Origin of the sequence: Polaribacter filamentus, from assembly GCF_002943715.1 — a bacterium.
GTDB lineage: Bacteria > Bacteroidota > Bacteroidia > Flavobacteriales > Flavobacteriaceae > Polaribacter > Polaribacter filamentus.
The window spans coordinates 743,359-769,373 of record NZ_MQUA01000013.1 but is presented as its reverse complement, the minus strand read 5'-3'; the positions used below and the strand labels follow the sequence as shown (position 1 = coordinate 769,373).

Annotated in this window: 21 protein-coding genes, 1 other RNA gene and 1 riboswitch; of the genes, 8 read left to right on the top strand and 14 right to left on the bottom strand. The window is 30.9% G+C overall.

The window, feature by feature from the left end; genetic code table 11:
• Positions 1-60: 60 nt before the first annotated feature.
• The 7 genes from BST83_RS05600 to BST83_RS05570 form a co-directional block, all read right to left on the bottom strand.
• The gene (locus tag BST83_RS05600; RefSeq protein ID WP_104808936.1) at positions 61-2,328 is read right to left on the bottom strand and encodes an aconitate hydratase; all 2,268 of its coding nucleotides are present in this window, start codon (positions 2,326-2,328) and stop codon (positions 61-63) included.
• A gap of 183 nt (positions 2,329-2,511) precedes the next feature.
• Positions 2,512-2,817, bottom strand: an RNA gene (rnpB, locus tag BST83_RS05595) — RNase P RNA component class A.
• Positions 2,818-3,006: 189 nt separating this feature from the next.
• Positions 3,007-4,146, bottom strand: a complete 1,140-nt coding sequence (dnaJ, locus tag BST83_RS05590; RefSeq protein ID WP_104808935.1) for a molecular chaperone DnaJ — start codon at positions 4,144-4,146, stop codon at positions 3,007-3,009.
• An 81-nt stretch (positions 4,147-4,227) separates the two neighbouring features.
• Positions 4,228-4,776 (bottom strand): nucleotide exchange factor GrpE, encoded by a 549-nt coding sequence (locus BST83_RS05585; protein WP_104810802.1) that lies wholly within the window; start codon positions 4,774-4,776, stop codon positions 4,228-4,230.
• A 115-nt stretch (positions 4,777-4,891) separates the two neighbouring features.
• Entirely contained in the window at positions 4,892-6,202 is a 1,311-nt protein-coding gene (gene murA, locus BST83_RS05580) for a UDP-N-acetylglucosamine 1-carboxyvinyltransferase (protein WP_104808934.1), read from the bottom strand.
• A 4-nt stretch (positions 6,203-6,206) separates the two neighbouring features.
• On the bottom strand, positions 6,207-6,860 hold the full coding sequence (locus BST83_RS05575) for a DUF4290 domain-containing protein (RefSeq protein WP_104808933.1): 654 nt from the start codon (positions 6,858-6,860) through the stop codon (positions 6,207-6,209).
• A gap of 170 nt (positions 6,861-7,030) precedes the next feature.
• A complete protein-coding gene (locus BST83_RS05570) occupies positions 7,031-9,352 on the bottom strand; it encodes an ATP-dependent helicase (RefSeq protein WP_104808932.1) in 2,322 nt (773 codons plus the stop codon).
• Positions 9,353-9,592: 240 nt separating this feature from the next.
• Here BST83_RS05570 and BST83_RS05565 point away from each other — a divergent pair, with 240 nt between their 5' ends.
• From BST83_RS05565 to BST83_RS05555, 3 genes are read left to right on the top strand one after another with little or no spacing between them, the layout of a single operon-like run.
• A complete protein-coding gene (locus BST83_RS05565) occupies positions 9,593-10,207 on the top strand; it encodes a SatD family protein (protein ID WP_104808931.1) in 615 nt (204 codons plus the stop codon).
• 27 nt (positions 10,208-10,234) lie between these two features.
• Positions 10,235-10,930 carry a DUF3307 domain-containing protein gene (locus BST83_RS05560; protein WP_437438451.1) on the top strand — a complete coding sequence of 232 codons (696 nt, stop codon included), beginning with the start codon at positions 10,235-10,237 and terminating at the stop codon, positions 10,928-10,930.
• 4 nt (positions 10,931-10,934) lie between these two features.
• On the top strand, positions 10,935-11,447 hold the full coding sequence (locus tag BST83_RS05555) for a DUF7935 family protein (RefSeq protein WP_104808929.1): 513 nt from the start codon (positions 10,935-10,937) through the stop codon (positions 11,445-11,447).
• A gap of 52 nt (positions 11,448-11,499) precedes the next feature.
• Here the strand turns inward: BST83_RS05555 and BST83_RS05550 are convergent, their stop codons facing one another.
• A complete protein-coding gene (locus BST83_RS05550) occupies positions 11,500-13,437 on the bottom strand; it encodes a TonB-dependent receptor plug domain-containing protein (RefSeq protein ID WP_104808928.1) in 1,938 nt (645 codons plus the stop codon).
• An 80-nt stretch (positions 13,438-13,517) separates the two neighbouring features.
• Positions 13,518-13,716: riboswitch (cobalamin riboswitch) on the bottom strand.
• A gap of 76 nt (positions 13,717-13,792) precedes the next feature.
• Between BST83_RS05550 and BST83_RS05545 the strand changes: the two genes are divergently transcribed.
• Entirely contained in the window at positions 13,793-14,830 is a 1,038-nt protein-coding gene (locus BST83_RS05545; RefSeq protein WP_104810801.1) for a GMP reductase, read from the top strand.
• Positions 14,830-15,960 (top strand): ABC transporter substrate-binding protein, encoded by a 1,131-nt coding sequence (locus BST83_RS05540; protein WP_104808927.1) that lies wholly within the window; start codon positions 14,830-14,832, stop codon positions 15,958-15,960. The genes BST83_RS05545 and BST83_RS05540 overlap by 1 nt, the downstream gene beginning before the upstream one ends.
• A gap of 262 nt (positions 15,961-16,222) precedes the next feature.
• Here BST83_RS05540 and BST83_RS05535 read toward each other — a convergent pair whose 3' ends face one another.
• Positions 16,223-16,876, bottom strand: a complete 654-nt coding sequence (locus BST83_RS05535) for an aspartate/glutamate racemase family protein (RefSeq protein WP_104808926.1) — start codon at positions 16,874-16,876, stop codon at positions 16,223-16,225.
• Positions 16,877-16,921: 45 nt separating this feature from the next.
• Here BST83_RS05535 and BST83_RS05530 point away from each other — a divergent pair, with 45 nt between their 5' ends.
• Together BST83_RS05530 and BST83_RS05525 are read left to right on the top strand one after the other, a co-directional pair.
• Complete coding sequence (locus tag BST83_RS05530) at positions 16,922-17,416, top strand: winged helix-turn-helix domain-containing protein (protein WP_104808925.1); 495 nt, start codon at positions 16,922-16,924, stop codon at positions 17,414-17,416.
• A gap of 13 nt (positions 17,417-17,429) precedes the next feature.
• Positions 17,430-17,990, top strand: a complete 561-nt coding sequence (locus BST83_RS05525; RefSeq protein ID WP_104808084.1) for an IS630 family transposase — start codon at positions 17,430-17,432, stop codon at positions 17,988-17,990.
• Between the two features lie 34 nt (positions 17,991-18,024).
• Here BST83_RS05525 and BST83_RS05520 read toward each other — a convergent pair whose 3' ends face one another.
• The 5 genes from BST83_RS05520 to BST83_RS05500 form a co-directional block, all read right to left on the bottom strand.
• On the bottom strand, positions 18,025-18,357 hold the full coding sequence (locus BST83_RS05520; RefSeq protein WP_104808924.1) for a DUF2834 domain-containing protein: 333 nt from the start codon (positions 18,355-18,357) through the stop codon (positions 18,025-18,027).
• Positions 18,358-18,380: 23 nt separating this feature from the next.
• Positions 18,381-18,935 (bottom strand): hypothetical protein, encoded by a 555-nt coding sequence (locus tag BST83_RS05515; protein WP_104808923.1) that lies wholly within the window; start codon positions 18,933-18,935, stop codon positions 18,381-18,383.
• 19 nt (positions 18,936-18,954) lie between these two features.
• Positions 18,955-21,699 carry a DNA gyrase/topoisomerase IV subunit A gene (locus BST83_RS05510; protein ID WP_104808922.1) on the bottom strand — a complete coding sequence of 915 codons (2,745 nt, stop codon included), beginning with the start codon at positions 21,697-21,699 and terminating at the stop codon, positions 18,955-18,957.
• A gap of 159 nt (positions 21,700-21,858) precedes the next feature.
• On the bottom strand, positions 21,859-22,398 hold the full coding sequence (locus BST83_RS05505; RefSeq protein ID WP_104808921.1) for an ORF6N domain-containing protein: 540 nt from the start codon (positions 22,396-22,398) through the stop codon (positions 21,859-21,861).
• Between the two features lie 130 nt (positions 22,399-22,528).
• The gene (locus BST83_RS05500) at positions 22,529-24,385 is read right to left on the bottom strand and encodes a DNA topoisomerase IV subunit B (protein WP_104808920.1); all 1,857 of its coding nucleotides are present in this window, start codon (positions 24,383-24,385) and stop codon (positions 22,529-22,531) included.
• A 213-nt stretch (positions 24,386-24,598) separates the two neighbouring features.
• Here BST83_RS05500 and lysA point away from each other — a divergent pair, with 213 nt between their 5' ends.
• Entirely contained in the window at positions 24,599-25,843 is a 1,245-nt protein-coding gene (lysA, locus tag BST83_RS05495) for a diaminopimelate decarboxylase (RefSeq protein WP_302849475.1), read from the top strand.
• The last annotated feature ends 172 nt before the right edge of the window (positions 25,844-26,015 follow it).

Sequence of the window (26,015 nt, the reverse complement as noted above, 5' to 3'; positions counted from 1 at the left end):
TACATAAAAAAAAATCCTGAATTTCTTCAGGAGTTTTTTTTATGTAAAAATAAATGCTTTTTAAGCATTTTGTTTTTTAATCAAATTTAAAGCAGAACCTTCATTATACCATTCAATTTGTCCTTGATTGTAAGTATGATTTGCCATAATTAAATCTTTACTTCCGTCTATATGAACAGCTTCTATAGTTAAAGGTTTGTTAGGAGCAAATTCATTTAAATCGATAAAGTTAAACGTATCATCTTCTTGAATTAAGTCATAATCAGCTTCATTAGCAAAAGTTAAACCTAACATTCCTTGCTTTTTAAGGTTTGTTTCATGGATTCTAGCAAAAGATTTTACTAAAACAGCAGCAACACCTAAATGGCGAGGCTCCATAGCAGCATGTTCTCTAGAAGAACCTTCACCGTAATTATGATCTCCAACTACAATGGTTTTAATTCCTGCAGCTTTATATGCTCTCGCCGTATTTGGCACGGCATCAAACTCACCATCTAACTGACTTTTCACAAAGTTAGTCTTCATGCTATACGCATTTACAGCTCCAATTAAACAGTTATTAGAAATATTATCTAAATGCCCTCTATAACGCAACCATGGTCCCGCCATAGAAATATGATCTGTTGTACATTTTCCATGCGCTTTTATTAATAATTTAGCTCCTGAAATATCATTTCCAATTGGTGCAAATGGCTCTAATAATTGCAATCTTTCTGAAGTTTCATCAACATTAATTACAACGCCACTTCCATCTTCTTTTGGTGCTAAATAACCATCGTCTTTTACTTCAAAACCTTTTGGAGGTAATTCCCATCCAGTAGGCTCGTCTAACATTACTTCTTCTCCATTTTTGTTGATTAGTTTATCCTTCATCGGATTAAAATCTAATCTTCCAGCAATGGTAATTGCAGCAACCATTTCTGGTGATGCCACAAATGCATGTGTATTTGGGTTACCATCTGCACGTTTTGCAAAGTTTCTATTAAATGAATGAATTATTGAATTCTTTGGCGCATTTTTAGGATCTTCATAACGCGCCCATTGACCGATACAAGGTCCACAAGCATTCGTGAATATAGTTGCACCTAGCGCTTCAAATGTTCCTAAAATACCATCTCTTTCGGTTGTATATCTTACTTTTTCTGAACCAGGATTAATTCCAAATTCAGCTTTGATACCTAAACCTTTATCAATAGCTTGTTGTGCAATAGAAGATGCTCTAGATAAATCTTCGTAAGATGAATTTGTACAAGAACCAATTAAACCCCATTCAACTTTCAAAGGCCAATCGTTTTTATTCGCAATAGTAGTCATATCTGAACCTACTTTTGTTGATAAATCTGGCGTAAATGGTCCATTTAATAAAGGACTTAATTCTGATAGATTAATTTCAATTACTTGATCAAAATATTCCTCTGGATTTGCATATACTTCAGCATCACCTGTTAAATGCTCTTTTACTTTATTTGCAGCATCAGCAACATCGCTCCTATCTGTAGCACGCAAATAACGTTCCATAGACTCATCATAACCAAAAGTAGAAGTGGTTGCACCAATTTCTGCTCCCATATTACAAATAGTCCCTTTACCAGTACAAGACATCCCTGTAGCTCCTTCGCCAAAATATTCTACAATAGCTCCTGTTCCTCCTTTAGCAGAAACGATCCCAGCTACTTTTAAAATTACATCTTTTGGTGCAGTCCAACCAGAAAGTTTTCCTGTTAACTTTACACCTATTAATTTTGGAAACTTTAATTCCCAAGCCATTCCTGCCATTACATCAACAGCATCTGCTCCACCAACACCAATAGCAACCATACCTAATCCTCCAGCATTTACTGTATGAGAATCTGTACCAATCATCATTCCTCCTGGAAATGCATAATTTTCTAAAACAACTTGGTGTATAATTCCTGCTCCTGGTTTCCAGAAACCTAATCCGTATTTATTAGAAACAGACTCTAAAAAATTAAAAACTTCATTACTTGTATTTAAAGCAGTTTGTAAATCTGAAGATGCTCCGTTTTTAGCTTGAATTAAGTGATCACAATGTGTTGTAGTAGGCACTGCAACTTTTGTTTTACCAGCTTGCATAAATTGTAATAATGCCATTTGTGCAGTTGCATCTTGAAGTGCAATTCTGTCTGGAGCAAAATCTACATAGTCTTTCCCTCTAATAAATGCCTTTTCAGGAGTTCCGCCCCATAAGTGAGAATATAAAATTTTCTCAGCAAGCGTTAAAGGTTTACCTGTAATTTTACGAGCAGCATCTACACGTTCTGACATAGTAGCATAAACTTGCTTAATCATTTCAATATCGAAAGCCATATTATGAATTAGTTTTAAAATTTGAATGTAATAACAAATCTACAGAAATATTATCAATTTTAAACTATAAATAATAGATTGCAATAATTAATGAATAAAGAAAAGTGATTCTTAAAATCACTAAGATAAATTTAATAAAAAGTGGTTATTTTAAGTTTTTTATGCGAATTTGATAAAAAAAATAAAAAAAGCAGACTTGTAAGCCGAATTCTGTACCTTTAAACAAGGTTCTTATCATTTATCTAGTTCTAAAATTACTCTTAGAATCTATCTGCCTACCCTTTAGAATCGGGCGAGTAGCCCTCAATCTCTAATATACATGGCATTGCACCTCATAGAGTTTACCTGGTTTCACTACAGCCGAACTGTACTTGCTTTCTGTTGCACTTGTCCTCAACTTGCGCTGGACGGATGTTATCCGCTATGATTACTCTTTGGTGTCCGGACTTTCCTCCACACCTGAGTGTGGCGATAAGATAAGTCTGCTTATTTTATTAAGAAAAGAACTTTATTTTATAAAAAACCCACTCAAAATAAAATTTTGAGTGGGAAAAATTGCTATGAAAAAGAAAAAGTGTTATCGATTTCTCAACAACATCCCAAATATATGTTAAAATGTTTTATAAAAAAACAAATAGGATAAAATATCTATTATCTTTTTATAATTTTAATATTTATTTACGAAAACATGTCTTTAACCTTCTCAAAAAATGATTTATCCGATGTATTTGGATTTGGTATAAAATTCTCATTATCAACCATTTTTTCGAAAAACTCTATTTGTTCTTTATTTAATTCTTGCGGAGTCCAAACATTGGTATGAATTAAGAAATCTCCTGTTCCATAGCGTTCTATGCTTGGTAAACCTTTTCCTTTTAATCTTAAAATTTTGCCAGACTGTGTGCCTGCATCAATTTTAATTTTCACTTTTCCTGAAACTGTGTCAACCTCTTTGCTTGTTCCTAAAACTGCTTCAGAAAAATTAATATATAAATCATAATGAATATTAGTACCTTCTCTTTTTAAAGTGTCATGTGGCACTTCTTCAATTAAAACTAATAAATCACCCGAAATAGAATTATTTCCCGGAGCATCATTTCCTTTTCCGCCAACTTTTAATTGCACACCTTCGGTTACACCTGCAGGTATATTAATTGAAACGGTTTCTTCTTTTAAAATTAAACCTTGATCATCTGCACCACTTGGTTTGCTGCTTATTATTTCACCAGCTCCAGAACAAGTACCACAAGTAGTTGCGGTTTGCATTCTACCTAAAATAGTATTTGTAACACGCATTTGCTGACCAGAACCATTACAAGTTGTACATGTTTTATATTTTACACCATCGGCTTGCACTTTTCTACGAACTTTAACCCTCTTCTCTACTCCTTTTGCAATTTCTTCTAAAGTAAGTTTTACACGTATGCGCATATTGCTTCCTTTAACTCTGGCTTGTCTTTGGCCTCCCCCACCGAATCCGCCAAAACCGCCACCAAAACCGCCTCCGCCGTTCCCAAAAATATCTCCAAACTGGCTAAAAATATCGTCCATATTCATTCCGCCACCACCAAAGCCTCCGCCTCCTTGTGGTCCTTCAAAGCCTGCATGACCATATTGATCATAACGAGCCCTTTTATTTTCATCGCTCAGAACTTCGTACGCTTCTGCTGCCTTTTTAAAATTATCTTCAGCAGTTTTATCATCAGGATTTTTATCTGGATGATATTTGATTGCCATTTTTCTATATCCTTTCTTTATTTCTGCTTGAGAAGCAGATTTAGAAATTGCTAATACTTCGTAAAAGTCTTGTTTTGCCATATTATTTAGTTTGCAGTTTTCAGTCTTCAGTTTGCAGTCAGTATATTACTGTCAACTGCTACTATGAACTGTATTACTAATTTACTGTCCGATAATCACTTTTGGATATCGTATAATTTTAGTTCCTAATTGATAGCCATTTTCTACACAATCAATTATTTTTCCTTTCAAATCTTCTGTTGGAGCGGGAATTTGTGTAATTGCCTCGTGAAATTCAGCATTAAAAACATCACCTTTTATGATTTCTATTTTTGATAACCCTTTTTGCTCCAAAGTATTATACAATTTTTGATAAATCAATAAAACTCCTTCTCTTAATTCTTCTGTTGCTGCATTCTCTTCGGTATGTGTCAAAGCACGTTCAAAATCGTCCACAACTGGCAGTAAAGATGTCATTAATTCCTGTCCAGCAGTTTTAAACAGCTCCACTCTTTCTTTCGAAGTTCTTTTTTTATAGTTTTCGAACTCTGCAAAAAGACGTAAAAACTTGTCTTTTTCTGCCTGAATTATTTCATCCGAAGTTAGTTCCTCTTTAACAAGTTCTACTTCAACTTCTTGATTTTTTTCAACTTGAATAACTTCTTGCTCGTTTGCTATTTGCTCTTCTTTTATATCTTCTTTTGTACTCATTTCTTTGTAATCGTTAAATTCTAAAACATTTATTTGCAAAAACGTTGCCAACAAAAAAATAGTGTCAAACTGACACTATTTTTTTTTATTCTAAAAAGCTGAAACAAGTTCAATATTAATCTTCTATTCTTTCAATTTTAGCTCCAATAGATTTTAATCGGGCTTCAATATTTTCATAACCTCTATCTATTTGTTCAATATTATTGATAATGCTTGTTCCTTTTGCAGACAAGGCTGCTATCAGTAAAGAAATACCTGCTCTAATATCTGGTGAAGTCATTTTAGTTGCTTTTAATTTTGATTGATGATCTAATCCAATCACGGTTGCTCTGTGAGGATCGCACAAAATAACTTTTGCCCCCATATCAATTAATTTATCAACAAAAAACAAACGGCTTTCAAACATTTTTTGATGTATTAAAACCGTCCCTTTTGCTTGTGTAGCAATTACTAAAACAATACTCAATAAATCTGGCGTAAAACCAGGCCAAGGAGCATCGGCAACTGTTAAAATAGATCCATCTATATAATTTTGAATTTCATATGATTCTTGAGCAGGAATATAAATATCATCATCTCTTTTTTCAAATTTAATTCCTAATTTACGAAACACATTCGGAATTTGTCCAAGGTTTTCCCAGCTTACATCTTTTATTGTTAACTCAGACTGTGTCATCACTGCCACACCAATCCAAGAACCAATTTCAATCATATCTGGCAAAACAGTATGCACACAGCCTCCTAAATATTTTACACCTTCAATAGTTAACAAATTAGAACCAACTCCTGTAATTTTTGCGCCCATAGAATTCAACATTTTACATAATTGTTGAATATATGGCTCACAAGCTGCATTGTAAATTTCTGTAATTCCTGTTGCCATGGCAGCTGCCATTAAAATATTAGCAGTACCTGTTACAGAAGCTTCATCTAAAAGCATTTTTGCTCCAATTAATTCCTTTGCTTCTACGCCATAAAAGTGTTCTTCTGTGTTGTATCTAAATTTTGCGCCAAGTTTAATAAAACCTTCGAAGTGCGTATCTAATCTTCTTCTACCTATTTTATCTCCTCCTGGACGCGGAATGTATCCTTTTCCAAAACGCGCTAATAGTGGACCCACTATCATAATAGAACCTCGTAAAGAACTTCCATCTTTTTTAAAATCTTCGGATTCTAAATAGGATAAATTGACTTCATCAGCCTGAAAAGAATAAGAATTTTTACTTAACTTTTCTACTTTAACACCTAATTCTCCTAAAATAAAAATTAGTTTATTTACATCTATTATATCTGGAACATTGTTTATTACTACTTTTTCTGGAGTTAATAAAACGGCACAAAGTATTTGTAAAACTTCGTTTTTTGCTCCTTGCGGAGTTATTGTTCCACTTAATTTATGTCCGCCTTCAATTTTAAATGATGCCATTCTTTTATTGTCTTTTTCTGTTTTTATTTTGATTGTTATGTGGCTTTTTGTAAGTTGTTTTGGTGGTATTTTGTCCTTGCGAATTTCTTTTCTTTAATAAATCTTTCGTTTCAGAAAGATCTTCTTCAGAATTTCTTAAATCTAAATTACCATCAGATAAATCTAATAAATGCTTAAAAATAACGTCATCATCAACCGTATCTTTATTCCAATTTAAATAGCATTTTTTCATGTGATTTGCAATTGAAAAAACCAATGCTTCTCTCATATCACCTTCTTCCCAACTTAAAGCGACATCAATCATGGTTTGAATATTTTTACCATAATAACGATATTTAGAAGTCGATTTTGGATACGCTAATGGTTCTGGCTTTTCTTGCAATTCCTCTTTAGAAGGTTGCGGATAAGGAGATTTTGCATCCAATTTAAAATCAGACATAATATATAACTGATCCCAAAGTTTGTGTTTAAAGTCTGGAACATCACGTAAATGAGGTTGTAAATTACCCATAACATCTACTATCGCTTTAGCCATTTCATTGCGTTCTTCTATGCTTTCTAATGCGATACAATGATTTACTAATTTTTGAACATGTCTTCCATATTCTGGAATTATCATTAATGGTCTTTCTGAATTGTATTCTAAATCGAATGTCATTTATTTATTTTTTTGTGAAGTAACTTAATTTTCAAATATCATTTAGAAAACTATAATTTTGGTTTCGTTTTTGCAAAACCTGACAAGTTTGCCCTTTTCTAAATTTAACGTTGCAAATTAATTAATTATTATCAATTATGAATTACTTATTAAATATAATTTGTAAATTATTAACCAATCACTCTTAATTTTGCAAATTGTAGTAATAATTTCTTTTTACCAACGGTTCCGAATTTAATTTCCGCCTTTTTATTTGGACCACTTCCTTCTAAAGAAAGCACTTCTCCTGTACCAAACCTATTGTGTTCTACAATATTACCAACAACTACATTTTCATCAAATAAATTAGTTTTTGCCGAAGTTTGTGAAACTTTTTTCATATTCTTCGGAATCACAATTTCTTTCTTTTTTACCAAATCACGATCCATTTTTTTACGCTGAATTGGCTTTTGGAAACGAATTCCTTTAGGAGCATCGTCAAAAATACTTTTATCAACAAAATTATTTATTATTGGATTTATCGCTTTGGGCGTAAGATACTGTAAATATTGATCATCAATCTCCTCTAAAAATCTACTAGGCTCAGCATCCACTAATTTTCCCCATCTATAACGGGTTTGTGCATAGGTTAAATAGGCCACTTTTTCTGCTCTTGTAAGTGCTACATAAAATAGTCTTCGCTCCTCCTCTAACTCACTTCGAGTGTTCATGCTCATTGCTGATGGGAATAAATTCTCCTCTAAACCAACAATATAAACGTACATATATTCCAATCCTTTAGATTGATGAATGGTCATTAAAGACACGCTTGGTTTATCATCATCTTTGTTTGCATCAAAATCTGTGGCCAAAGCAACATCCTCTAAAAACGTTGTCAAAGACGCTTCTTCTCCTTGTTCAATTTTATCCGTAATAAAATCTTTAATTCCGTTTAAAAGTTCCTGAACATTTTCTACTTTACTGACACTTTCTGGTGTTCCTTCTTTTTCTAAATCTTTAATTAATTGTGCCTGTTTTACAACAATTTCTGCAATTTCGAAAGCATTTTTTGTTTGTGATTCAATTTGCAAACGCAACATCATATTCATAAAATTCTGGAGTTTATTTTTAGTTCCAGAATTGATACTAATATCAATTTTATCAATATATCTTACAATTTCAAAAATTGATTTTTTATAATGATTTGCAGCTATTGTTAGTTTATCTATGGTAGTTGCACCAATCCCTCTTGCAGGATAATTGATTATTCTTTTAAACGCTTCTTCATCATTTGGATTGATTAAAATTCGCAAATACGATAAAATATCTTTGATTTCTTTACGCTGATAAAAAGAAATTCCTCCATAAATTTTATAATCAATTCCTTTTTTCCGCAACGCGTCTTCAATCGCTCTAGATTGCGAATTTGTTCTGTATAAAATGCAAAAACTATCTGATGTTAACTGATGATTAATTTGGTTCTCCCAAATTGATTGCGCTACAAAACGACCTTCTTCTCCGTCAGAAATGGTGCGCATTACGTTTATAGCATCGCCATCATCATTACTGGTCCAAACTTCTTTATCTAACTTTGTTTTATTTCGTGCAATCACTGAGTTTGCAGCGTTTACAATATTTTTTGTAGAACGGTAATTTTGTTCTAATTTAAAGGTCTTAACATCCGGATAATCCTTTTGAAAGTTTAAAATATTCTGAATATTTGCACCTCTAAAACTATAAATACTTTGAGAATCATCACCAACCACGCAAATATTCTCAAACTTATCTGCCAAAGATCTTACAATAATATATTGCGAATGATTTGTATCTTGATACTCATCGACCATAATGTATTTAAATCGAGACTGATATTTTGCTAAAACTTCTGGAAAACGCGCAAGTAATTCGTTGGTTCTCAATAACAAATCGTCAAAATCCATAGCACCAGATTTAAAACATCTGTCTACATATTCTTTATAAATATCACCAACTTTTGGTCTGCTTGCATGCAAATCTGCCTCTTGCAAATCAGAATTATTAAAATACGCTCTTACCGTAATTAAACTATTTTTAAAGGATGAAATTCGGCCTAAAATTTGTTTGGCTTTGTAACGCTCTTTATCCAAATTCATTTCTTTAATAATGGCTGTTATTAAGCGAACTGAATCTTGTGTATCGTAAATTGTAAAGTTTGATGGAAAGCCCAATTTATCTGCTTCGGAACGTAAAATTCTTGCAAAAACGGAGTGAAAAGTTCCCATCCATAAATTTTTTGCCTCACTTGCACCAACAACTCCAGCAATTCTTGCTTTCATCTCTTTAGCAGCCTTGTTGGTAAATGTTAATGAGAGAATATTAAAAGAATCTACACCTTGTTGCATTAAATGCGCAATTCTGTAAGTTAAAACTCGTGTCTTTCCAGAACCTGCACCAGCAATGATAATCATTGGTCCATCTTTCTGAATTACAGCTTGTTTCTGCGCTTCATTTAAAGTATTTAAATATGTATTCAATAGTTATGTTTTGAAAGAATTTGAAAGTGTGAATTTAGCCAAACTATTCCTTTCTATAAAAGAAGATGACTAATTTTTATTCACAAGTTATTCATAAATATAAGATGTTTTTATCTGCTTAAAGATAGATAAATTAATATATCTACTTAAAAGCAGATATATTAAAATATCTGCTTACAGGTAGATAATTTTGTATTTTAAAGGAATAAATTATATATTAGCTGAAAATTATAACTCATAATGACCAGTATTTTAACAGGTGATATTATCAACTCTAGAAAGAATGATGACAATTTTTGGTTAAAAACCCTAAAAGAAACGTTAGATACTTTTGGCGAATCTCCAAAGTATTGGCAGATTTACAGAGGTGATAGTTTTCAATTAGAAATAGAAAATTGTGAAAATGCCTTTTATGCTGCTCTGAAATTAAAGTCTTATTTAAAGTCTACAGAAAATATTGATGTTAGAATTGGCATCGGAATTGGTAAAAAAGAGTTTAATGTTGATAAAATTACAGAATCGAATGGCGAAGCGTTTATCAATTCTGGTTTTGCTTTTGATAACTATTTAAAAAAACAAACAATAGCCATAAAAACACCTTGGCAAGAACTCGATGAAGAATTTAATATCGCATTTGACCTTGCCTTATTAACAATGGATTCTTGGACAAAAAATTCTGCGGAAGTTTTTAAACTTTCTCTAACATCAGAAGACCGTACCCAAAAAGAAATAGCAGCTATTTTAGGAATTACACAAGGTAGCGTTAGCGAGCGCTACAAAAGAGCTGGTTTTGAATCAATTATAAAACTAGAAAAACGCTTTAGAAAATTAATTCAGCAAAAAACGAACAAATAAAGGATGATCCTATTTTTAAAATTTTTATTGGCACATATTTTAGGAGATTTTGTTTTTCAGCCTGAAAAATGGGTAAAAGGCAAGGAAGAAAAGAAAGTAAAATCGGTAAAATTATACTTCCATATTGGTGTTCATGCTGTTTTATTATTGTTCTTGCTAAAATTTAATTTACAAAAGTATTGGTTAGGTTTTTTATTGATTATTACTTCTCATTATATCATAGATCTGCTAAAACTATATCTTCAAAAGAAGCATACTAAACGAATTTGGTTTTTTATAGATCAAATACTGCATGTTTTAGTATTGTTCTTAGCAAGCGCTTTATATGTTGTTTTTAGCCTATCATTGAAAAATATATTTACTGATAAAATACTGCTATTACTCATTTTCATACTCCTAGTAACTTCTGTATCCGCAATTATCATCAAAATAGTTATTACACAATGGAATCCTGAAACTAAAAAGGAAAACGACGATTCTCTTGCCAAAGCAGGACGATATATTGGTGTTTTAGAACGTCTATTTGTTTTCGCTTTTGTTGTTACAAGTCATTGGGAAGCTATTGGTTTCTTGTTGGCTGCAAAATCTGTTTTTAGATTTGGAGATTTAACATCATCCAAAGACAGAAAACTAACAGAATATATTTTAATAGGAACTTTATTAAGTTTTGGGATTGCTATCTTTTTAGGAGTTCTATATTTGTATTTCTTAACTATATTGTAATTAAATGGAAGATCAATTATTAGAAAGTATTGCATATATATTGCCTGCTGTTGTTACAGGAGCTGTTGCTTATTACATGTTTAACGGATTTATAAAACATCAAGATTCTGAAAAGAAACTAGAACTTTTAGCACAAAAAAAGAAAGATTCTTTGCCAATAAAATTACAAGCTTGTGAGCGAATGTTGTTGTTTTGTGAGCGAATTAATCCTGTAAAAATGTTGTTGCGAATTAAACCCCTTTCTGATGAAACAGCTGCGTATTTACAGCTTTTACTAGCGAATATAGAACAAGAATTTGAACATAATTTAGTACAGCAAATTTATTTATCTAATGAGACTTGGTTAGCTGTAGTTGCTGCAAAAAGTGCCATTATAAATAAATTAAAACAAGTTGCTGAAAACTCAAATTCTGCCAATGATTTAAGACAAAATGTTTTAATCGATTATACTAAAAACTTGCCACCAACAGAAACAGCCATTTCATTTATTAAGAATGAAGTCCGAAAATTATTATAAAAAAAGGCTTCAATAACTGAAGCCTTTTTTTTCTTTTAGCAAGTTTACCTCTTTAAAACGCTAATCTTACGCCTACTTTGTAATTTCTACCTCTTGTAGAGTAGCCAAAAATATCATTATAATCTTCATTTAAAATATTAGTAACTGCTCCAAAAATGGTTACTGTATCTCCTAATAATTTATAATTAGTCATAAAGTCCAAAACGGTGTAATTTTCTAAAATAACATCTTCTCCTGCAGTTCCAAAAGAACCATATCTATCAAAAATTGTTCTTTCACCTACATTTCTATATGTTAAATTAAAAAAAGCCTTTTCAAAAGGTGTAATATCAAGTCCAGCAACAAATTTATTTGCAGGAATATAATCATTAAAATCTTCGAAAACATCTCTATCAATATAAGTATAAGAAGCATTTAAAGCTAGGTATGAAATTGGAGTTATTCTTGTATTTACTTCAAAACCGTTTGCATCAGAAGAACCATTTCCGTATTTAAAAGTGTTGTTGTCGTATATTATTGCATCGGTTTCTTTTCTATTGAAATAAACCACATCTAATTGCAGCCAATCTTTATAGGTTGTATCAAAACCTGCTTCAAAAGTTTCGTTCGTTTCAGGATTTAAATCTATATTTCCAGAAAAACCGTCGTATAATTGATACAAACTTGGTGCTATAAATGCGGTGCTGTAAGATGTTAATAATTTAACTGTAGCAGCATCATTTTTTAAAATATTGTAAGCAACATTTCCATCATACACAAACTGGTTTCCATACACATTATGCATATTCAAGCGTCCACCAACGTTTACACTTAAACCATAATCAGAAATATAAACTAAACTTGCGTAAGGATCTAACGTATTAAAATTTGCAACATCTTTATCTATTGTTGCAAAAGGTGTAACTGTATTATTATGATGTTCTTGATAATTGATACCTGCAATTAATTGAAATTGAGAAGAAAACTCATATTTATTTACCAAATCTAAATTTAAACTTCTTCCTTCAAATTGATAATTATCTAACGTATTTGAAAAAGGATTAAATTGATTTAATGTTCTATTAACACTATTTATAGAAGCCAAAACATAAACCTGACCTTTAGTATACGAAAATTTAGGCTTAATTCCGAATCTTAGTTGTTCTTGATTTCCGCTATTTACATCACTATCTGAAAAAGCACCAGCATCAAAATCATAATCAAATTCATCATAATTTAAAAAAGTTTCAATATTTAATTGATCACTAACTTTATAACCCAATTTCAGTAGTCCGTTTTTCGAATAAAAAGCATCATTTTCAAAAACTGATTTTGTTTTACTTTTTGCAGATGACATGCCGTCAACGCCAGTTAAACTAAAAGACGCTAAAAAATTAAAATCTCCTAAAGTACCATTAATGTTTACATTCTGGTTTAGGTCAGACAAACCACTTTCTGATGCAGCCGCGGTGTTATTTGTACCAACACTTGTTTCAAATGAGCCAGAAATAGTGTCGTTTGATGCCTTTTTTAAAATGATATTGATAACTGCCGTTGCAGCACCAGAACCATATAAAGTTGAAGAACCTCCTTTTAAAATCTCAATACTTTCAATTTGATTTACGGCAACTAAACGTAAATCGAATTCTTGATTAATTGCAGATTGATCGGTTACAGGAACTCCGTCAATTAAAACTAAAACTTGGCGACTTCTTCCTCCTCTAACATTAATACTTCTTGGTTCTGTTGGGTTTGTATTTACACCTCTAACTTCTATACCAGCTATAGTATTTAAAATTTCAATAACAGATTTACCTGCATTTTGCTGTAATTGTTTTTGAGTAATTGTATTAATTACTTTACCGGTATTTTCTTTTTTAAGGCTAAATTTTGTTGCAGTAACAACAACTTCTTCTAAGGTTTCTATTTTCTCTTTCTTATCTTGAGAAAATAAATTTTGGTTGACAAAACTACATGCCAATACACTAACAATTAATAATTGTTTTTTCATTTTTAATAAATTTGATTTACAATAAATCAGGCAAATTTTGTGCACAGTATTTTAGTACATAAACTTTTATCCCGAAAGTTTTTATTTCGTGATTTACGGCAGGTCTCCTGACTTGCGTCTTGTAACAAACCTTCCCATTTATCAAAAAACAGTGGTTAAAGAATTAGTTACAAGCTTTATAGCTTACAGTTGCGGGTACAGTTCTGGATTTAAACCAGATTCCCTTTTAATTTGATGAAAAATGTTTTCTGCATCAAAACCTAAAATCACTGCAAATATATATTAGTTATTATAAACAATCTAATTAAATCGCTTTCAAATTTATACCTTTATGCCTTACTTTTATTTAAAAAAAATGAGAATAGAAAATGAATTAAAATTAGGTTTTAAAGATGTTATGATTCGTCCAAAACGGTCTACTTTAAAATCGCGTTCGCAAGTAACTTTAGAAAGAGAATTTAAGTTTTTACATAGTACAATTACTTGGACGGGAATACCAATTATGTCAGCAAATATGGATACTGTTGGTACTTTTGAAATGGCAAAAGCATTCTCAAAATACAATCTATTTACAGCAATTCATAAACATTATTCTTTGGAAGAATGGAGAGGTTTTGTGTCAAATGTATCAGAAAATATTTTAAAAAACATTGCAGTAAGCACAGGAACGGGAAAAAAAGATTCTGAAAAAGTGAATCAGATTTTAACTGAATTTCCACAAATAAATTTCATTTGTGTAGATGTTGCCAATGGTTATTCGGAACATTTTGTAGATTTTGTGCAGAAAACGCGCAAAAATCATCCTAATAAAGTAATAATAGCAGGCAATGTGGTTACTGGCGAAATGGTGGAAGAATTATTATTAGCTGGTGCAGATATTATAAAAGTTGGCATTGGGCCTGGTTCTGTTTGCACTACAAGAATTAAAACGGGCGTTGGATATCCACAACTTTCTGCAATTATAGAATGTGCAGATGCTGCTCACGGAATGGGAGGACAAATTATTTCTGATGGTGGCTGCAAAACTCCAGGTGATATTGCAAAAGCGTTTGGAGGAAGTGCCGATTTTGTAATGTTAGGCGGAATGTTAGCGGGTCACGAAGAAAGTGGTGGTGATTTAATTGAGAAAAACGGTGAGAAATTTAAAGCTTTCTACGGAATGAGTCCTGAAACAGCTATGAATAAGCATGTTGGCGGCGTTGCCAATTATAGAGCATCCGAAGGGAAAACAGTTGAAGTTCCTTTTAGAGGAAATATAGATGACACTATGATTGATATTTTAGGAGGATTGAGATCTACGTGCACCTATGTTGGCGCTAGCAAATTAAAAGAATTAACAAAAAGAACTACATTTATTAGAGTTCAAGAACAAGAAAATCAAATTTATAATTAATGAAAAAATTAAAAATTGGAGTTCTTTTTTTATTGCTGATCATTTCCTTTTCTTGTAAAAAAGAAGTTGAGAATGATGCTAAAAAAACACAAATAGAAAGTAGTATTAAATATGCTAAAGGTTTCGATATTGTGAATAAAAATGGCATTAAAAAACTAATTATAAAAGCTGCGTATCAAAATTCTGATAAAGTTTTTGAATACATCATTAAAAGTAAAAAGGATCAAAAAGAGAATACTAAAAATACCATCTTCACTCCTATTCAAAAAATTGTAGTTACTTCAACAACTCATATTCCGATGGTTGAATTATTGAATGAGGAAAAAGCTATAATTGGATTTCCATATTCAAAATATGTTTCATCAGAAAAAACAAGACTATTAATAGATGCGGATAAAATTGCTGAAATCGGTAAAGAAGGTGCTTTAAACACGGAGATTTTATTAAACCTACAACCAGAATTAATTGTTGGTTACAGTGTTTCTACTGCGGATAAATCGCTAACAACTTTAGAAAAAGCAGGAATAAATGTAATTTATAATGGCGACTGGCTAGAAGAAACTCCTTTAGGAAGAGCAGAATGGATAAAATTTTTCGGTGTTTTATTTGATAAAGAAAAACTAGCTGATAGTATCTTTAAAGCGATTGAAACGAATTATTTAGAGGCTAAAAATATCGCTTTAAAAGCAACCAGAAAACCAACAATTTTATCTGGTGCTATTATGAGTAAAGACATTTGGAATTTACCTGCTGGCGACAGTTTTGTTGCGCAATTTTTAAAAGATGCTAATCTTAGGTATTTATGGCAAGAATCCGAAGGAAAAGGAAGTTTATCCTTAAGTTTTGAAAGTGTTTTTGATAAAGGTAGAAATGCTGATTTTTGGATTGCTCCTGGTTATTTTTCTTCCAAAGAACAATTATTGAATAGTAATAAAATATACACCGAATTTAATGCCTTTAAGAATGATAATATTTATACGCCAACAACTAAAAAAGGAAAAACAGGTGGTGTTATTTATTACGAATTAGCACCCACAAGACCCGATTTAGTTTTAAAAGATATGATTAAAATTACAAACCCTGATTTGTTACCAAATTACGAACTAACATTTTTTGAGAGAATGAAATAATATTATATGAAATTATAAAAAATAAAAAAGATCTAGGCAAGGCACCTTACATCTGCAGATGTAAGGTGCCTTGCTAAAAATAGCTATAAATTCACAAAAGGGGATTAAATATAAAAATTATCATTAGAATATAAAACAAATCCTTAATTATTCTTGAAGTCTTTTTAAATTCAAAATTTATAATGTGTAATTCTATTTCCAAATTCAAAAATAAAACAAAAATTTATTATTACTGCTGTTGTTGCTGTTGCAAATATTTCGTTTAAAAGTTAAAAGCAGCAATTGAATGAATTTTTGTGGTATCAAAAACAGGAACAGAAACATCTGCTTGCGTAATTAATAATGGTATTTCGGTACATCCTAAAATAATCCCTTCTGCCCCATTTTTAATTAATTTATGTATAATTTTTAAATATTTTTCTTTGGATGTTGGGTTAAGAATTCCAACCGCAAGTTCATCATAAATAATGTCATGAATTACCTCTCGATCTTCTAAATTTGGAATGATAGTTTCCATACCCGATGACTTTAAAACATCCGTAAAAAATGTTTTTTCCATGGTATATTTTGTTCCTAATAAAGCTACCTTTTTAAGTTTCTTTTTACTAATTTCTTTGGATGTTGCATCGGCAATATGAATTACAGGAATTTTAACGACATCCCTAACGGCATCAATACACAAATGCATGGTATTTGCACAAATTAGAATACAACTTGCACCAGCATTCTCTAAACTTTTTCCAGCATCGGCCATCATTTCGTCTAACAAATCCCATCTATTTTCTTTCTGAAGTTTCGCTATTTTTCCGAAATCGAAAGAATTTATAATTACTTCTGCTGAATGACTTTTCCCTAAACTATCTGCGTTTAATTGATTTAAAATTCGATAATATAAAATAGTAGCTTCTGGAGTAATACCAAAATAGTTTTTTAATGCCGTATATTTTCATTATATTACGTTATGGGAAGAATAGCAAGTTTAGATATTTCAGAATCACTAATTGAGCTTAAAGAACTAGTGTCAAAGCAAACAACATTAAAAGGGGAAAAGCGAGTAAAATCTTTAATTTATATAAAGACAAAAAAGTTTAAAACTCGACAAGAAGTGTCAGCTTCTGTAGGAGTTGACATCAGAACATTAGAAAGATGGGTAGAAACCTATAAATTATTTGGAATTGATCAAATGATTAGTGATAAGCCAAAAAATAAACAATCAAAAATTATTACTTCTGAAATTCATTTAGGTTTATCGCAAAGAGTTAATGACCCTCTCAACCCTTTTTTAGGATATTGGGATGCGCAAATATGGGTAAATGAAACCTATGGGATTGAGATAAAATATCAACGTATTCGAGAGTATTTAAAGCAACATTTTAAAACAAAACTTAAAAGCCCGCGAAAATCTCATTACAAAAAAAATGTAGAGGCTGAAAAAGCCTTTTTAAAAACTACCTAATACGCTAAACAACATTAGATTAAGTCTAAATAAAAATAAATACAAAGAGGTAAATCTATATTTTCAAGACGAAGCTAGATTTGGAATGATGAATCATTTAGGAAAATATTTAACAGCTAGTGGAGTCAAACCAATAGTTACTTATCAGCATATTTTCAAAACAACTTATCTATATGGAAGTTATTCCCCAATCAATGGAGATTGTTTTGTATGGGAAATTAATGGTGTTGATACTAAAATATTCGAAGCCTATCTTAAAGAATTCTCTTTATATAAGCCTAAGGAATATAAAATTGTGGTGATCGATAACGCAGGTTTTCATTCAACAAAGAATATCGAAATACCTGAAAATATTCATTTATTAAGAATCCCCCCTTATAATCCAGAGTTAAATCCTTGTGAACAAGTTTGGCAATACATTAAAAATAGATTTAAAAATCAACGCTTTGAAAAAATGGAAAACCTTAAAGAATGGCTACATAAAACCGTCACGAAAATGGATAGTGAAACGATTAAATCTATAACTGGAAATCATCATTTTCTAAATGCATTTAATGCGGCATTTATTAACTAAATTGGTATAATTCCGCCAATTAAACCTATTTTTTTCATACTTTTTGTAATTTTTCTAGATGATTTTCTCTTAAATAAAGATACAACGGAAACGTAAATGCAATCGCAATTAAAAATGTTAACGGAATTAAAACCCACCAAAACTTTATTTTTAATTTGATGGCATCCGGAATGTAAAAAGCAAAAAACGTAAGCACCACAACCGTTAAATCTGCACCAAAAGATTTACCTGCAAAACTGGACTGCGCATCTTTAAAAAAATTGGTTAAAGTAGGATCTTCCGCTGTTTGAAAATATTGAATATTATAATACCAAGTATAACAAATGCCTAAAACTGTCAATGCTAAATACAGGTGTTTGAGTTTCATGTGAGTTTATAAATAATTAATAATCAATTTTTTAATGCATAATCATTTAGATTAATTAATTTCTTTAAAATACTATCATTCCATATTTCTTGAGTTTCAGTTTTTTTTGAAAAGTCAGTTTCAATATCGTATTTATTTTGAAACATCAAATATTCTCTAAATAAAAATTGGTGAATTCTTCTATAATCTTCTTCTTTTACAATTTTATTTTTTGATTTTACTAATACTATTTCTTTTCTCATTTTCCTTGCATATAATTCTGCAATATCAAAATGTAATTGCTCGTGAATTAAAACCTCTGAATTTTCTGTTTCTGTCCATGATTTATTTTTATAAAATTTACTTAAAACTTTATAATCGTATTTTTTGTTTTTATTTCTAAATGGTTTTATTTCAATGCTAGCTGCAGTTTGTGCTACTCCAATATTTTTAGTTTTTTCTATACTCTTAAAATCTTTCCAATTTAATTTCCTTTCAATTGTCCATATCAGATAATCTTCAGTTTCTTTGTTGTTTTGCGAATAAAAAAGACCATTTATACTTAATAATAGTGCTATTAGAAATTGTTTATTTTTCATAAATTAATTAGATTTAGTTTTAAAACAACTTCGTCTGATTTTCATCATCAATTCTTTTCTGCTCAGCTTTCTTTTTTGCTATAGATTTTTGCAAAGCCATTTTAGCCTTTTCCTCTGCAGAAAGTTCTTCTAAAATTGGTTTATAAGGTTCGGTATTTTCAATATATAATTTATCTACAATTACTTCCTCGTCTACAACTTCTACTTCCTCTACTTTTTCTTCTTCAGGTTCCTCAAAAGGTAAAGACTCTAATAAACTAACTAGTTTTATTTTCTCCGTAGAAAACTGATTCCCAAGTGCTTTTATTCCTTTTACAGCAATAAATTCCTCTAAATTTACAATTTCATTTTCTATATTTCTTTTAGAAAACTGAACTTCTGCGATAGGTCTGTAATCTGTTGCAATAATTTCTAAATGCGATTTTGAATGCTCAGAAATAAAAATTTCTTCTTTTTCGGTAGTTTCAATCAGAAAGCGTTTTATATAATAACGTTCTTTTTCTCCGTCAAAATAAATAGCAGAAATTGGTTTAGTAGGTTTCCATTTTTCTAAAACAATCATATCATCTTCAAAATGCATTGCCAAGTCTGGTTTCACCGCTTTTACTTTTCCACTTTGTGTGATGATTAATAGTTTATCTTCCGCTTTAAATTCGCCCAGCAACTCACCTCTTTCATCCACATTTAAACGCTGAACAGTATCATCAAACCAAATTTTTCTTGGTTTTAGAGTAGAAACTCCTTCAAATTTAAAATCGACACTTCTAACGTTATATTTTGTAATTCTATTTCCACGAACCGCTCTTCCTTTCACTGCTAAATCAGCAAAATCAATATCCCATTTCAGTTTTTTAACACTACCAACAGAACGTAAATTTATAGTAACAATTTCTGCTTCACCATTATAGTTTGCAGAAAAATAATGCACTAAAGAACCTTTACTTCCATTGGTTAAATCGTATTCTTTATCGCGCGTAACAGAAGTAACGTTAAATCGTTTCATATAACTTGCTCCTTTTGCACCATCGCGATATATAAAATTATAAACAGTTCGTCGGTCTTTCTTTTTAAAGACGGCAACATGAATAATATCTTTACCTACAAATGTTTTAGAATCAATTTTTGAAACTGACATCACACCATCTTTTCTGAAAATGATAATATCATCAATATCAGAACAATCTGTTACAAATTCATCTTTTTTGAGTGATGTTCCAATAAAACCCTCCTCTCTATTTACGTATAATTTAGCGTTGTTCATTGCCACTTTTGAGGCAACAATGTCATCAAAAATTCTAATTTCAGTTTGGCGCTCTTTGCCTTTTCCGTATTTCTCTTTTAAGTTCTTAAAGTAATCAATTGCAAAAACAATTAAATTAGCCAAATGATGCTTTACGCCAGCAATTTTATCTTCTAAACTTTCTATATGTTGTTTTGCTTTATCAATATCAAATTTTGATATTTTCTTAATTCTAATTTCTGTTAAACGAACAATATCTTCTTCTGTAATTGGCCTTTTTAAATGTTTGATGTGCGGTTGTAAACCTTTATCAATAGCAATAATTACGCCTTCCCATGTTTCTTCTTCTTCAATATCTCGATAAATTCTATTTTCAATAAAAATACGTTCTAAAGAAGCAAAATGCCATTGTTCTTCTAATTCATGTAATTGAATTTCTAATTCTTTTTTAAGCAATTCAACCGTTAAATCTGTTGAATGTTTTAACATTTCTGAAACTCCGATAAAAACCGGTTTGTTATTTTCTATAGTGCACGATAATGGTGAAATGGAATTTTCACAAATCGTAAACGCGTATAAGGCATCAATCGTTTTATCCGGAGAAACATTTGGTGGCAAATGCACTAAAATTTCTACTTCTGCAGCGGTATTATCTTCAATCTTTTTTATCTTGATTTTCCCCTTGTCATTGGCTTTTATAATACTATCGATCAATGATGTAGTTGTTGTGCCAAACGGAATTTCATAAATAACTAAGGTCTTTTTATCAAGTTGAGAAATTTTAGCACGAACCCTAACTTTTCCGCCTCGTTTACCATCATTATAATTGGTAAAATCTGCAATTCCGCCAGTGATAAAATCGGGTACAATTTTAAAACTCTTTCCTTTTAAATACTTGATAGAAGCATCAATTAATTCAATAAAATTATGCGGTAAAATTTTTGTTGATAAACCAACTGCAATTCCTTCTGCACCTTGCGCTAGTAATAACGGGAATTTTACAGGTAAATCTATTGGTTCTTTTCTTCTACCATCGTAAGACGATTTCCATTCTGTGGTTTTCGGATTAAAAACAACTTCTAAGGCAAATTTTGATAAGCGAGCCTCAATATAACGAGAAGCAGCTGCACGATCTCCTGTTAAAATATTACCCCAGTTTCCTTGCATATCAATTAACAATTCTTTCTGACCAATTTGCACCATTGCATCTGCAATAGAAGCATCTCCGTGCGGATGATATTGCATGGTATGCCCAACAATATTCGCTACTTTATTGTAACGACCATCGTCTAAATCTTTCATAGAATGCATAATTCTACGCTGTACTGGTTTTAATCCGTCTTCTAAAGACGGAACGGCTCTTTCTAAAATTACGTACGAAGCATATTCTAAAAACCACTCTTTGTACATTCCTGTAACTTTGGTAATGGTTTCTTCTACAGCATCAACTTGCTCATTTACTGCATCAGGTTGATTTTCATTTTTTTGTAATTCTTCTTCGTTTTCGTTTATTTCTTCACTCATTCTTTTTAAACGTTTAATTGTTTAATCGTTTAACTGTGTATTTTTTTATTTGGGCGTTCCCTAAAAAGGTCGGGCTTTACGTTGCAATCTTTTTTATGAAAAATAAAAAAGGATTTCCACTTCAATCCCTAACGCAGGCATACTTGCTAACTATTAGCTTTAACCCTTATCTTTTTTATACCCAATTTTTATTCTTTCTGTTTTATTCTCTTTTTTATTAATCAGTTCATCTAAATAAGAAAACACCAATTCTATATTTTTACTTTGGTTGGTTACTTTCTTCTTTATTTCTTCAATTTCTAATCGTAAACTCAAATTATCAGCTAATAATGCTCGCATTTTTGTAAAAATTCTAATAATTTTAATATTTACAGCAATTGCCCTATCGCTGTTTAAAACACTCGATAACATTGCAACTCCTTGTTCTGTGAAAACTAAAGGCAGATATCTGCTTCCTCCCCAACTTGAGGTCGCAAATTGCGACCTCAAGTTTTCATACTCGTTTTTAGTTAATTCAAACATAAAATCTTCTGGAAAACGATTTAAATTTCTTTTGACTTGTTCTTTTAATCTTTTCGTTTCTACTTGATATAATTCTGCTAAATGGCTATCTAACATTACTTTTTGATTGCGAATCAAATAGATTTTATTAGTAATTATTTCATCAGGAATTAGTAATTTTTCTTCTTTCTTTTTCATTTTTTAAATAATGAAGGTGCCAAATTGGCTCCTCCAGTTTTTATAGGGTTTAATTGGAGGTTAAAATTTGTAATGTCCAATTTTTCTTAAACTACTCAAAATTCATCCAAAGAAAAAAATATAGAATCGATTACGCTTCCTCAATTACATCCAACTCAACTACTAAGTTTTTAATAATAAACTTCTGTCTGTCAGGAGTGTTTTTTCCCATGTAAAATTCTAACATTTGTTCAATAGACATTTCTTTATCTAACATTACTGGATCTAAGCGAATATCATCACCAATAAAATGCACAAATTCGTTTGGCGAAATTTCACCCAAACCTTTAAATCGAGTTATTTCTGCTTTTCCTCTAAGCTTTTCTACTGCCGCTCTTCGTTCTTCTTCCGAGTAACAATAAATAGTTTCTTTTTTATCACGGACTCTAAATAAAGGCGTATCTAAAATATATAAATGTCCGTCCTTAATCAATTCTGGAAAAAACTGTAAAAAAAACGTAATTAATAACAATCTAATGTGCATTCCGTCAACATCTGCATCGGTAGCAATTACAATGTTATTATAGCGCAATTCTTCCAAACCATCTTCTATATTTAAAGCAGCTTGCAATAAATTAAATTCCTCATTTTCGTACACAATTTTTTTACTTAATCCGTAAGAATTTAAAGGCTTTCCTTTTAAACTAAAAACGGCTTGTGTGTTTACATTTCGAGACTTTGTGATAGAACCAGAAGCAGAATCTCCCTCGGTAATAAACAAGGTGCTTTCTAAATAATTTTCATGTTTAATATCGCCTAAATGGACTCTACAATCTCGTAATTTTTTATTGTGTAAATTTGCTTTTTTGGCTCTGTCTTTTGCTAGTTTTCTAATGCCAGAAAGCTCTTTTCGTTCTCTTTCTGCCTGTACAATTTTCTTTAAAAGGAAATCTGCAACATCACTATTTCTATGTAAAAAGTTATCTAACTTTGTTTTTAGAAAATCACTAATATAGGTTCTAACAGTTGGCAGTTTACCGCCCATTTCTGTGGATCCTAACTTTGTTTTCGTCTGACTTTCAAAAATAGGTTCCATTACTTTAATGGCAATCGCAGAAATAATTGATTTTCTTACATCCGAAGCTTCAAAAGCTTTACCATAAAAATCACGAATTGTTTTTACAATTACTTCTCTAAAAGCTGCTTGATGTGTTCCTCCTTGCGTTGTGTGTTGCCCGTTTACAAAAGAATAATATTCTTCTGAATATTGAGTTTTACTATGCGTTATTGCAACCTCGATATCTTCTCCTTTTAAGTGAATTATTGGGTACAACATATCATCTAAATTGTTGTTGTCTTCCAATAAATCTTTTAATCCGTTTTCAGAAAAATATTTTTCTCCGTTAAAAATAATAGTCAAACCCGGATTTAAATACACATAATACTTTAACATTTTAGAAACATATTCGTTTCTAAATTTGTATTTTTTAAAAATTGCTTCATCCGGAATAAAAGAAACTTTAGTTCCTTTTCTACGAGACGTTTCTTCTAAAAAATCTTGACTTATTAAATTTCCTTGGCTAAACTCTGCTGATGCAGACTTACCATCTCTGGTTGATTCTACTCTAAAAAAATCGGATAATGCATTTACAGCTTTAGTACCTACACCGTTTAAACCTACCGATTTTTTAAATGCTTTTGAATCGTATTTACCACCAGTGTTCATTTTAGAAACCACGTCAACAACCTTCCCCAAAGGGATTCCTCTACCAAAATCTCTTACCGTAACTTTACTTCCTTGGATAGAAATTTCGATAGTTTTACCAGCACCCATCACATATTCGTCAATAGAATTATCTAAAACTTCCTTTACAAGAATGTAAATTCCGTCATCCGCAGAAGAACCATCACCTAGTTTTCCAATATACATTCCTGGACGCATTCTAATGTGCTCTTTCCAGTCTAATGATCTAATATTATCTTCTGTATATTTTGTTTCTTGAGTCATAAAAATTGGCACTGTGGTTAGGGTTGTAGTGGTGCTAAATTAAGATTTTACAAGGTAAAATAAAATGTCTTTATTAATTAGTTATCAACAGGATTTCAACGGTTGAAAATCAGTTTTATTAACGCAAAAATCACAATAAAAAACAATTTGTTGTATTTTTAAACAAATCATACTTTATTAAACATTTGTATTACTTTTGAGGCCAGATATAAAATAAAGATCACGGTGGAAAAAGTACAACTTTTAGAATTAGCGAACAAATATGGCAGTCCTTTGTACGTTTACGATACAGACAAAATTGAATCTCAATACAATAGGCTAACAGATGCTTTTAGCAGTGTTAAAAGTTTAAAACTGAATTATGCTGTAAAAGCACTTTCAAATATTAACATTTTAAAGTTCTTTAAGAATTTAGGCGCTGGTTTAGATACAGTTTCCATTCAAGAAGTTCAGTTGAGTTTAACTACAGGCATTGATCCTAAAAAAATAATTTATACACCAAACGGCGTTTCTTTAACAGAAATTGAAGAAGTTGCGAAATTGGGTGTTCAAATTAATATTGATAATCTTTCTATTTTAGAATTATTTGGACAAAAACATCCTGAAATTCCAGTTTGTGTGCGTATCAATCCACATATTATGGCAGGTGGTAATTCTAAAATCTCTGTGGGTCATATCGATTCAAAATTCGGGATTTCAATACATCAAGTTCCGCACATCAAACGTGTTGTAGAAAATACCGGTATGAATATTAACGGAATTCATATGCACACAGGTTCTGATATTTTAGATATTGACACTTTTTTACGTGCTACAGAAATTTTGTTTGATGTTGCTAAACAATTTAAAAATATTGATTTTATTGATTTTGGAAGCGGATTTAAAGTTCCTTATAAAGAAGGAGATATTTCTACGGATATTGAGCAATTAGGTTTGCAATTATCAGAAAGATTTAATGAATTTTGTATTGAATATGGCAAAGAAATTACACTTATGTTCGAACCTGGTAAATTTTTAGTTTCTCAAGCGGGTTCATTTTTAGCAAAAGTAAATGTTGTAAAACAAACAACTTCTACTGTTTTTGCACATGTAGATTCTGGTTTTAATCACTTGGTTAGACCTATGATGTACGATTCTTATCATCATATTACAAACATCTCAAACCCAACAGGAAGAGATCGATATTATTCTGTTGTTGGTTATATTTGTGAAACTGACACTTTTGCATCAAACAGAAGAATTGCAGAAATTTCTGAAGAAGATGTTTTGTGTTTTCATAATGCTGGAGCGTATTGTTTTTCGATGGCATCGAACTATAACTCACGCTATTTACCTGCAGAAGTAATGTTTCATGACGGCAAAGATTATTTAATTAGAAAAAGACAAACTTTAACAGATATTCTTAACAATCAAGAAATTATTGATTTTTCTGCTAGGAAAAACCAACAAAAAAAGTAGAAAGTTTAGTTTAATAATTTTATCAGATAAAAGTTATTTAAGCTTTTTATCTTCTGTTTTAATACAAAATCTCAAATTTATTTTGGGATTTTTATTTTATAATATATCACCTAATAAAGGAAAAGTATATTTCTTTTTTAGTGGATTTTTAATTAAATTTACTTGGTAAAAA